This window comes from Limimaricola cinnabarinus, assembly GCF_047631075.1.
Taxonomy (GTDB): Bacteria; Pseudomonadota; Alphaproteobacteria; order Rhodobacterales; family Rhodobacteraceae; genus Limimaricola; species Limimaricola cinnabarinus.
Map to the genome: position 1 here is coordinate 23,602 of NZ_JBLHYX010000026.1, position 9,629 is coordinate 33,230.

8 protein-coding genes are annotated in these 9,629 nt (G+C 65.6%); 1 reads left to right on the forward strand and 7 read right to left on the reverse strand.

What is annotated here, in order from left to right:
• Positions 1-5: 5 nt before the first annotated feature.
• The 6 genes from ACJASC_RS15930 to ACJASC_RS15955 all read right to left on the reverse strand — a co-directional run bounded on the left by ACJASC_RS15930 (position 6) and on the right by ACJASC_RS15955 (position 7,138).
• A complete protein-coding gene (locus ACJASC_RS15930) occupies positions 6-1,001 on the reverse strand; it encodes a taurine ABC transporter substrate-binding protein (RefSeq protein WP_415146869.1) in 996 nt (331 codons plus the stop codon).
• 119 nt (positions 1,002-1,120) lie between these two features.
• Positions 1,121-2,005 carry a formyltetrahydrofolate deformylase gene (purU, locus tag ACJASC_RS15935; protein ID WP_415146870.1) on the reverse strand — a complete coding sequence of 295 codons (885 nt, stop codon included), beginning with the start codon at positions 2,003-2,005 and terminating at the stop codon, positions 1,121-1,123.
• A 38-nt stretch (positions 2,006-2,043) separates the two neighbouring features.
• On the reverse strand, positions 2,044-2,955 hold the full coding sequence (gene folD / locus ACJASC_RS15940) for a bifunctional methylenetetrahydrofolate dehydrogenase/methenyltetrahydrofolate cyclohydrolase FolD (protein WP_415146871.1): 912 nt from the start codon (positions 2,953-2,955) through the stop codon (positions 2,044-2,046).
• Positions 2,952-3,878: an electron transfer flavoprotein subunit alpha/FixB family protein gene (locus ACJASC_RS15945; protein WP_021695803.1), complete on the reverse strand. Its 927-nt coding sequence runs from the start codon at positions 3,876-3,878 to the stop codon at positions 2,952-2,954. Before ACJASC_RS15945 ends, folD begins: the two co-directional genes overlap by 4 nt.
• On the reverse strand, positions 3,878-4,636 hold the full coding sequence (locus tag ACJASC_RS15950) for an electron transfer flavoprotein subunit beta/FixA family protein (protein ID WP_415146872.1): 759 nt from the start codon (positions 4,634-4,636) through the stop codon (positions 3,878-3,880). Before ACJASC_RS15950 ends, ACJASC_RS15945 begins: the two co-directional genes overlap by 1 nt.
• 81 nt (positions 4,637-4,717) lie before the next feature.
• Entirely contained in the window at positions 4,718-7,138 is a 2,421-nt protein-coding gene (locus tag ACJASC_RS15955) for a GcvT family protein (RefSeq protein ID WP_415146873.1), read from the reverse strand.
• Between the two features lie 337 nt (positions 7,139-7,475).
• Here ACJASC_RS15955 and ACJASC_RS15960 point away from each other — a divergent pair, with 337 nt between their 5' ends.
• Positions 7,476-8,492 carry a LysR family transcriptional regulator gene (locus ACJASC_RS15960; protein WP_415146874.1) on the forward strand — a complete coding sequence of 339 codons (1,017 nt, stop codon included), beginning with the start codon at positions 7,476-7,478 and terminating at the stop codon, positions 8,490-8,492.
• Positions 8,493-8,539: 47 nt separating this feature from the next.
• Here ACJASC_RS15960 and ACJASC_RS15965 read toward each other — a convergent pair whose 3' ends face one another.
• Positions 8,540-9,451 (reverse strand): LysR family transcriptional regulator, encoded by a 912-nt coding sequence (locus ACJASC_RS15965; RefSeq protein WP_415146875.1) that lies wholly within the window; start codon positions 9,449-9,451, stop codon positions 8,540-8,542.
• Between the last annotated feature and the right edge of the window lie 178 nt (positions 9,452-9,629).

The following is a 9,629-nucleotide window of genomic DNA, read 5'->3' on the forward strand; positions in this document are numbered from 1 at the left end:
CCGGTTCAGTTGGTGGCGATGTCCTGCAGCGGTGCCATGATGATCAGTTCGCCATAGCTGGGCAGAAGCGTGGGCACGGCGCCATGCTCGTGGAAGAAGGCCGCGGCACCGTCGATATAGCTGCCAACGCGCCCGCCCAGCCATTCGTCGGACAACAGCGCATCGACCGGGATGAAGGTGAAGTCGTCGATCACATCGCCTGCGGCGGCGTCTTCCATGCCGGCGTCTTGGGCAATGACCGGCAGCATCTCGGCCCGGTCCTCGCCCGCGTTCCACTTGGCGTTCATCTCGGCGGTGACGGCGAGGAACTCTTCGAGCAGCTCGGGTTGGGAGGTGGCGAACCCGGCCGTGGTGGTGGTCAGATCGAAGGAGAGGATGCCGACCTCCTCCTTTTCGGCGCCGGTCAGCAGCACGTTGCCGTATTCCATCATCCGCCCCAGCGCGCCGCCCCAGCCGCAGGCCATGTCGACGTCGCCGCGCGAGAAGGCGGCGGCGCCCTCGGCGGGGGCCATGTCGACGATCGACATGGTCGAGGTGTCGACCTCCAGATGTTCCATCAGCTGCAGAAAGGTGTACTGCGCCCCGGTGCCGACCGGCACGGCGACGCGCGTGCCTTCGAGCTCCGCGGCGTTCTCGGCGTCGATCTCGAGGGCGGCGGCGACGACGCAGTTCTCGTTGTCGGCATAGGAGGCGGCAATGTCGACGATGCGCAGGTCCTGACCCGCCGAGGCCGCGCCGATAAAGGGCAGAACGCCTTGGCTGATCGCGATCTGCACGTTGCCCGCGGCCATGGCGGCGGACATGGCGGTGCCTGAATCGAAGCGGACCCAGTTCACCGGCAGGCCGAGCGTCTCGTCATAGATCCCTTCAGCCTTGGCGTATTGGAACGGCATCGGCCATTCGGTGAAATAGGCGACCGTGAGCCCGTCCTGGGCCATCGCGGTGGTCCCGGCCATGAGGCCGGACAGGACGAGGATCGGCAGGCTGAAAATACGTGTCATGGGTCTCTCCGTGTTGGGTCTGGATGCGGTCGGTTGGAGGCCGCGGGGGCGACGATCGGTTTGTCCGATTTCTGTCGTAGGGGTCCGGCACGGCCGCGTCGTGCCGGACGATAGAGCTCTCAGCCCATCCGCTCGCTGCAATAGGAACCGGGGGAGGCCGGGAAGACGACGGTCTTGTCGCCGTTGAGAAAGACCCGGCGGTTGGCATGGGAATGGATCGCGCGGGCCAGGACCTGCGCCTCGACATCGCGGCCGAGGCTGACATAATCTTCGGCCGATTGCGCGTGGGTGACGCGAACGATGTCCTGCTCGATGATCGGGCCCTCGTCGAGATCCGCGGTGACGTAGTGCGACGTCGCGCCGATCAGCTTCACGCCGCGCTGGAACGCCTGCTTGTAGGGGTTGGCCCCTTTGAAGCTGGGCAAGAAAGAGTGGTGGATGTTGATGATCCGGCCTGACATCGTTCGGCACATGTCATCGGACAGGATCTGCATGTAGCGCGCCAGCACGATCAGATCGGCCTCGGCCTCCTCCACCACGGCCATGATCCGTGCCTCGGCGTCGGGCTTGTTGGCCTTGGTCACCTTGATACAGTGGAACGGGATGTCGTGGTTCACCACGAGCTTCTGGTAGTCCATGTGGTTCGAGACCACCGCGGCGATGTCGATCGGCAGCGCGCCGATCTTCCAGCGATAGAGCAGGTCGTTGAGGCAATGGCCAAAGCGCGAGATCATGACGACGACCCGCATCTTGCGGGCCTCGTCGTAAAACATGTACTCCATGCCAAAGCCCTGCGCGGCCTTGGCAAAGCCCTGTTCGAGCTCGTCGCGCGTCGCGCCGGTCTCGGATACAAAGCTTACGCGCATGAAGAAGCCGCCGGTCTCAGGGTCGTCGAATTGTGAGCTGTCGGTGATGTTGCAGCCCTGTTCGGACAGGTAGCCGGCGATCGCCGCGACGACGCCGCGGGCCGATTGGCAGGTCACGGTCAGGCAGAACTTGGACATGTGCGTCTCTCTCCGGGAATTGGGGGCCGATCGGGCGGTCAGGCGGTCAGGCCGTCTGGCTCGGGCAGGCCATGCGCACGGCAGCAGGCGGTCAGCGTGTTGGCGAGCAGGCAGGCGATGGTCATCGGGCCGACGCCGCCGGGCACGGGCGTGATCGCGCCCGCGACCCGCGCCGCCGCGTCGAAATCGACATCGCCGACCAGCCGGGTCTTGCCGCCCTCGGCCTCGATCCGGTTGATGCCGACGTCGATCACCGTGGCCCCGGGCTTGACCCAGTCTCCCTTGATCATGCCGGGCCGGCCGACGGCGACCACGAGGATGTCCGCGCCGCGGCAGATCTCGGCGAGATCGCGCGAATGGCGATGCGCCACGGTCACGGTGCAATCATCGCGCAACAAAAGCTGCGCCATGGGGCGGCCGACGATGTTCGAACGCCCGACCACCACCGCGTTCAGCCCCTTGAGGTCGCCCAGCCGGTCGCGCAGCATCATCAGACAGCCCAGCGGCGTGCAGGGGACCAGCGCCTTCTGCCCGGTGCCCAGAAGGCCCACGTTGGAGATGTGAAAGCCGTCGACGTCCTTGGCCGGGTCGATCGCCGCCAGCACCGCCTCGGTGTCGATATGGCGCGGCAGCGGCAGCTGCACGAGGATGCCGTGCACCGACCTGTCGGCGTTGAGCCGCGCGAGCAGCGCCAGCAGATCCGCCTCGCTCGTCTCGGCGTCAAGCTTGTGCTCGAAGCCGGTCATGCCGGTCTCGCGGGTCTGGCGCGCCTTGTTGCGCACATAGACCTCGGAGGCCGGGTCTTCGCCCACCAGCACCACCGCGAGGCCGGGTGTGATCCCATGCTCGGAGTTCAGCTCCGCCACGTGATCGGCGACATGGGCCCGCACATTCGCGGCAAAGGCCTTGCCGTCGATGCGGGCGCCAAGCGTGGTCTCGCGGATGTTCATTTCAGCGCCCCCGTCAGCTCGGGCACGAGATCGAACAGATCGCCGACGAGGCCGTAATCGGCGACCTGGAAGATCGGCGCCTCCTCGTCCTTGTTGATGGCGACGATGATCTTGCTGTCCTTCATCCCCGCGAGGTGCTGGATCGCGCCGGAGATGCCGACCGCGACGTAGAGATCGGGGGCGACGACCTTGCCGGTCTGCCCGACCTGCCAGTCGTTCGGGGCATAGCCCGCATCGACGGCGGCGCGGCTCGCACCGACGGCGGCGCCGAGGCTGTCGGCCAGCCCCTCGACCAGTGCGAAGTTCTCCTCCGAACCGACGCCGCGCCCGCCAGAGACCACGCGGCCCGCCGAGGTCAGCTCCAGCCGGTCGCTCTTCGAGACCTCGTCCGAGAGCCAGCGCGCGAGGCCGGGATCGGTGACCTCGGCCAGGGTCTCGACCTCGGCCGCGCCGCCATCGCCCGCGGCGTCGAAGCCGGTGGTGCGGATGGTCAGCACCTTGGTCGCGTCCTTGGATCGCACGGTCTGGATCGCGTTGCCCGCGTAGATCGGCCGCTCGAAGGTCTCGGCGTCGATCACCTTGAGCACGTCGGGGATCACCATCACGTCGAGAAGCCCCGCGACACGCGGCATCGCGTTCTTGGCGCTTGAGGTGGCGGGGGCGGCGATGTGCTCGAAATCACCGGCGAGCACCGCGATCAGTGCCGCCAGCGGCTCGGCCATCTGGCGCTCGTATTGCGCGCCCTCGGCCAGCAGCACGCGGCCCACACCATCGATCTTCGCGGCCTCGGATGCCGCCTCATGCGTGGCGCCGGCGCAAAGCAGCGTCACCGCGCCCAGGCTCTGCACCGCGCTTATGGCCTTGGCCGTGGCGTCGCGGTTCAATTCGCCCCTGGTGATGTCCGCAACAAGTAGAACCGCCATCAGATGACCCCCGCTTCCTTGAGTTGATCGACCAGCTCGTTCACCGAGCCGAGCTTGATCCCGGCCTGGCGGCCCTGCGGCTCGCGCACCGAGACGACTTCGAGCCGCGGGCTCGCGTCGACGCCGTAATCGGCGGCGGTGGTCTCCTTGAGCGGCTTTTTCTTGGCCTTCATGATGTTGGGCAGCGAGGCATAGCGCGGCTCGTTGAGGCGCAGATCGGCGCTGACGATGGCCGGGAGCGGCACCTCGATGGTCTGTAGGCCGCCATCGACCTCGCGCGTCACCTTGGCAACGCCGCCTTCGATCTCGAGCTTGGAGGCGAACATCGCCTGGCCCCAGCCGAGCCTGGCGGCCAGCATCTGGCCGGTGGCGTTCATGTCGTTGTCGATCGCCTGCTTGCCGGTGATGACAAGATCGACCCCTTCGGCCTCGGCGACCTTGGCAAGAATCCGGGCCACGGCGAGCGGCTCGATATCGTCGTGCACGTCATCGGCGGCCGTCACGAGGATTGCGCGATCCGCCCCCATGGCCAGAGCCGTGCGCAGCGCGTCCTGCGCCTGCTTCACGCCGATCGAGACGACGATCACCTCCGTGGCGACACCCGCCTCCTTGAGACGGATCGCTTCCTCGACCGCGATCTCGTCGAAGGGGTTCATCGACATCTTCACGTTGGCGAGGTCGACGCCGCTGCCATCCGCCTTCACGCGGGGCTGCACGTTGTAGTCCATCACCCGTTTCACCGGCACGAGTATCTTCATGTCGTTTCTCACTGTCTTGGGGGAGGGCGAGCCGGGCTTGCCCTCGGCTCGCGTCAATGCCTTGGCGGCTCGGCGCTCGGATCAGCCCTTGATGCGGATGTTCTCGGGGTCGTAGAGCCCCGGATCCATCACGGTCGCCGCGACCGGTTCGCCGATCACCTCGACCTGCAGCTTCGTGCCCACTTCGGCGTATTCGGGATGCAGGAACCCCATGGCGAGGTTCTTGCCGATCCGGTGGCCCCATCCGGCGGAGGTGATGGTGCCGATGGGCTTGCCATTGGCGAGAATGGCGTCGCCGCCATGCGCAGGGGCGTGGTCGCAGTCGAGCGCGAGGGTGACGAAGCGTTGCTTCAGCCCGTGGGCCAGCTGTTCTTCGAGCGCCGCCTTGCCGATGAACTCGGGCTTGTCGATCTTCACGAAACGGTCGAGCCCGCTCTCGATCGGGTTGAACTCGGTGATCAGGTCCGCCTTCCAGTGGCGATAGCCCTTCTCGAGCCGCATTGACTCCACCGCGTGGCCGCCGAACAGCGTCATCCCGTGCTTTTCACCCTCGGCCCGCAGCGCCAGCCAGGCGGCGTAGAGCTGGTTGTTGGGCACGTGGATCTCATAGGCAAGCTCGCCCGAGAAGCTGACCGACATGACCACGGCGGGGGCGATGCCGACGAAGGCGCGGCGCACCGAAAGCCACGGGAAGGCCGCCTTGGTCCAGTCGCCGCGCGACACGCCGGAGAGAACATCGCGCGATTTGGGCCCCGCAATAACCAGGATCGTCCAGTCGTTGGTGAGCGAGCGGATCTGCACCGAGCCGTCTTTCGGAAGATGCGCCTCGAGCCAGTCCATGTCATGGAACTCGGAGGCCGCGGCCGAGCCGTACCAGACGGTATCGGCGTCAAGATTGGCGAGCGTCGCCTCGGCCTTCACGTTGCCCTGATGGTTCAAGAGGTAGGTCAGGCCGACCTTGCCGTCCTTGCGGGGGATGCGGCCGCAGACCATGGTGTCGAGCCAGTCGCGCGCGCCGGGGCCGGTGATCTCGAAGCGGTTGAAGCCATTGACCTCCGCCATCCCGACGCCCGTGCGCACCGCCTCGATCTCCTTTGCCACGACGGGGAAGGTCTCGTTGAACCTAAAGCTGTGGGTTTCCTCGAAATCGGGGCTCGGCTTGATATAGGCCACGCGCTCCCAGCCGTTGACGGTGCCGAACTCGGCGCCCTCGGCCGCGAGGATCGGGGTCAGCGGCGTGGTCTTGGCCGGGCGGCCCGCCGGGCGATGCTCATGCGGGAAGTGGAAGCGGAACTCGTTCTGGTAGTCCTCGATCGCCTTGAGCGCGGTCAGCTCGACATTGGCGTGGCCGGTGAAGCGGCGCGGGTCGATCACCCAAGTGTCGTAGCAGGCCTCGCCATGCACGATCTGCTGCGCCAGCAGCCAGCCATGGCCGCCGCCCTCGCCAAGACCGGCGCGCAGGCCGATGATGCAAAACGCATTGCGCTTTCCGGGGATCGGGCCGACCAGCGGCGCGCCGTCGATGGTGTAGGTGATCGGGCCGTTGACGACCGAGTGGATACCCACGTCCATCAGCGCCGGCATCCGCTCGAAAGCGCCTTCAAGCACGTCCATCACCCGGTCGAGATCGTCGGGGCAGAGCGCGTTGACGAAGTTCGGGTCGATCCCGTCCATGCCCCAGGTCTTGCAGTCCTGCTCGTAGAAGCCGACCAGCAGGCCGTTCTTTTCCTGACGGCAGTAATAGTCGCTGATCGGGCAGCGCAGCAGCGGCATGCGAAAGCCCGCCTCCTCGATCGCCTTGATCGGCTCGGTCAGGAAATACTGGTGCTCCATCGAGGCGACGGGATGGTGCACGCCCATCATCGCGCCGACCTCGTTCACCCGGTAGCCGCAGGCGTTGACGACGATCTCGCAGCTGATGTCGCCATGCTCGGTGTGCACGGTCCAGCTGTCGTCCTTGTGCTGGGTCAGCCCGGTGACGGGGGTGTTGCGGTAGACCTCGGCCCCGGCGAGGCGAGCGCGCCGCGCCAGCCCCTGGCACAGCTGCGCGGGGTCGATATCGCCGTCGAGCGGATCCCAAAGGCCGCCAAGGAGATTGTCGGTGGAAATGAGCGGATGCCGTTTCGCGCATTCCTCGGCGTCGATGATTTCGAAGTCGACGCCCATGCCTTTCGCAACGCTGGCAAAGTGGCGATAGCCCTCCATCTGACGCTCGGTATTGGCGAGGCGAATTCCTCCGTCGGCATGGTGGTAATTGATCGGATATTCCGGATCGTCGGCCAGTTCCTTGTAAAGCTTGATGGAATGGCTCTTGAGGCCGACCATTGTTTGGGTGGCGCCGAAATTGGTGACCTGAGCCGCCGAATGCCAGGTGGTTCCGGATGTCAGCTCGTTTCGTTCGACGAGCACGACATCGGTCCACCCTTCCTGCGTCAAGTGATAAAGCGTGGAGCATCCGGCAATGCCTCCGCCGATAACGACGACGCGAGTCTGGTTTTTCATTTTGCCCTCGGACCATTTCGGATTTGTGACGAGTAGCGCGACAGATTGCCGTTAGGTCAATCGTCGTGGCGCTGCGTTCAGGGATTCTGAACGCTATCGCGTCTTATCCTGAACGACAGGGCGGGCCCCGGCGTTCGGACGCGCGATGCATAGACCATGGCGCAGCAATCCCGGGCATGTCGCCCGCCCGCCTGGCAGGCAGAACGAGAACCGTCCCCCGCAGCGCGCGCCGCCACGCCCGCTCGTGCCCCGCGGCTTTGAAAAATTGCAGTCGACCCGCCGGGCTTCGGCGGGCACACTTGCGCGCAGCGGCCCGCTGGACAGGATGATCACAACCATGAGCAATACCGTGGCCAAGGCCATCGGCCGCCTGACATTGCGCGGCCTGCGCGCCTTCATCGCGCTTGAAGAGACGAGGTCGGTGGCCGCCGCGGCGCAGAAGCTCGGCGTCAGCAAATCGAACGTGTCGCAGCAGATCACTGCGCTCGAACAGAGCGTCGGCACCAAGCTGTTCGACCGCGACAAGAGACCGATCCTGCTCACCCCGGCGGGGCAGGTGCTCAGCCTGCACGCGCATCGCATCACCGCGACGGTCTCGGCCGCCGAAGCGAGCCTTGCCGAGATCAACCTGCGCAGCCTGCCGATCCTCAATACCGGGATCATCGACGATCTCGACGCCTCGCTCACGCCCGCGCTCGCCTCGTTTCTGCAGGCGCGATTGCCACAATGCTTCATTTCCGCCTTCTCGGGCAGATCCGACCAGATCACCGAAAAGCTTATTTCGCGGGATATCGATATCGCGGTGACGGCGATCATGCCGACCGACATGCATAGGTTCAATATCCTGCCCCTGTTGCGGGAACAATTCGTCCTGATTTCCGCGCAGGGGAAATACGATCCGCGATCGGATTGGAGAAAGACCCTGTCTGAAATTCCTCTGGCGCAATATTCGGAAAACATGCCAATGGGCCGGCTGGTGTCCGGCCATCTGAAACGGATCGGATTTCACGTCCAAAGGCGGTTTTCCTTCGAATCCACGAGGTCGGTGATCGCGACGGTGGTGCAGACGGGGGGCTGGACGCTCTCCACGCCGCTGAGCATTCTCGACGCCGGGGCGCTAGCCGATCGCGTCGATATCTCGCCGCTGCCCTTTGCCGGGCTATCGCGGCAAATCTACCTGATCACCCGGGTCGACGAGATCGGTGCGTTGCCCGATCTCATGGCCCGGGAATGCCGCGGCCTGCTGCGCGACCGGTTGCTTCCCGAATTCGCCAAGCGCGCGCCGAGGCTGACCGAGGCGCTGTCGTTGCAGGGGCAGGTCGAGGACGCGTTCGAACCCGGCGGGGCCGCTTGAACGCCGGGGTGAGGCGCACCAACCTGCGACGGCTCCACGGAGCTCCCCTACCCGCCCGCCTCTGCCGGAGAGGAGATCAGCTCGGTCCAGACGGCCTCCTCCGCCCGGCGCTTCGCACCGGCGAGCCGCATCACGGTAATGGTTAGCGCGCAGCTTGGAAGTTCGTCCGACAGATCGATCAGCTTGCCCTCGGCGATGCGGTCACGCGCGAGGCTTTCGGGGATCCAAGCGCTGCCGATGCCGACCTGGGCCATCTCCTGCGCCGCCAGCGTCAGCGCCGTCTCGACCCGCTGCACTGCCTGCAGCGGCGGCGGCAGGTTGGGGAGGATCAGCAGGTTCATCACCTGTCCCAGGAACACCGCGTCCGGGTAGGTGACGATCGGCAAAAGCCCCATGGCCCTGTCGCGCAGGTGATCGGCCCGCCGGGCGGCCGCATGGACCGGGATCAGCCGGTCCTGCCCGACCTCGACCGTTTCCAAATAGTCGGCCTCGACCTCGGGGGTGATCGCCTCGATCCGGTAGACCAGCGCGATATCCGCCTTGCGCGACAGCAGCTGGCCGAAGCAGTCGTCGAAATTCGCCGATCGCAGGCGAACCGAGATCGACTCGTGGCGCTCCAACACGCCCTGCAGCAGCCGCGGCGTACGCGAGGTGGTCAGGGCATGCTGGCTCGCCAGCACAACGTGGTTGTCGACCATCTGGCTGCCGCTGCGCAGATCGGCGACGAGCTGGCGCAGCGTGCGGATGATCTGGAGGATTCGATCGCGCTGCGCCTCGGTGGTGCGTTGCAGCTGCACCGGCTTGCGGCTGCGGTCGAAAAGCTCGACCCCGACATGGTCCTCGATCTGCCGAATGCGACGAGAAAAGGCAGACTGCGTCAAAGAGCGGCGTTCGGCGGCCTTGCTGAAGGATCCGGTTTCGGCCACGGCGATCAAGTCTTCCAACCATTCCAAACGCATGCCAGCCTCCGGTCAACTTGCGATTTATGCATGTTACCTTGTTAAATTCGAACCCTATTATCCACGAGAAAAAGCAGAGCTTTCGGAAATGCCCAGCCTCCTTGCCTCGCGAAGGTCCCGGCTGCGCCATAACGTAGTCGCTTCCGGTTAGGAGAAATCAGCCAATCTTCTGGGTTCC

Coding starts and splice junctions, on each gene's coding strand:
- ACJASC_RS15960 (WP_415146874.1), top strand. CDS start 7,476: ATGAGCAATACCGTGGCCAAGGCCATCGGCCGCCTGACATTGCGCGGC.
- ACJASC_RS15930 (WP_415146869.1), bottom strand. CDS start 1,001: ATGACACGTATTTTCAGCCTGCCGATCCTCGTCCTGTCCGGCCTCATG.
- folD (WP_415146871.1), bottom strand. CDS start 2,955: ATGAACATCCGCGAGACCACGCTTGGCGCCCGCATCGACGGCAAGGCC.
- ACJASC_RS15945 (WP_021695803.1), bottom strand. CDS start 3,878: ATGGCGGTTCTACTTGTTGCGGACATCACCAGGGGCGAATTGAACCGC.
- ACJASC_RS15965 (WP_415146875.1), bottom strand. CDS start 9,451: ATGCGTTTGGAATGGTTGGAAGACTTGATCGCCGTGGCCGAAACCGGA.
- ACJASC_RS15955 (WP_415146873.1), bottom strand. CDS start 7,138: ATGAAAAACCAGACTCGCGTCGTCGTTATCGGCGGAGGCATTGCCGGA.
- ACJASC_RS15950 (WP_415146872.1), bottom strand. CDS start 4,636: ATGAAGATACTCGTGCCGGTGAAACGGGTGATGGACTACAACGTGCAG.
- purU (WP_415146870.1), bottom strand. CDS start 2,005: ATGTCCAAGTTCTGCCTGACCGTGACCTGCCAATCGGCCCGCGGCGTC.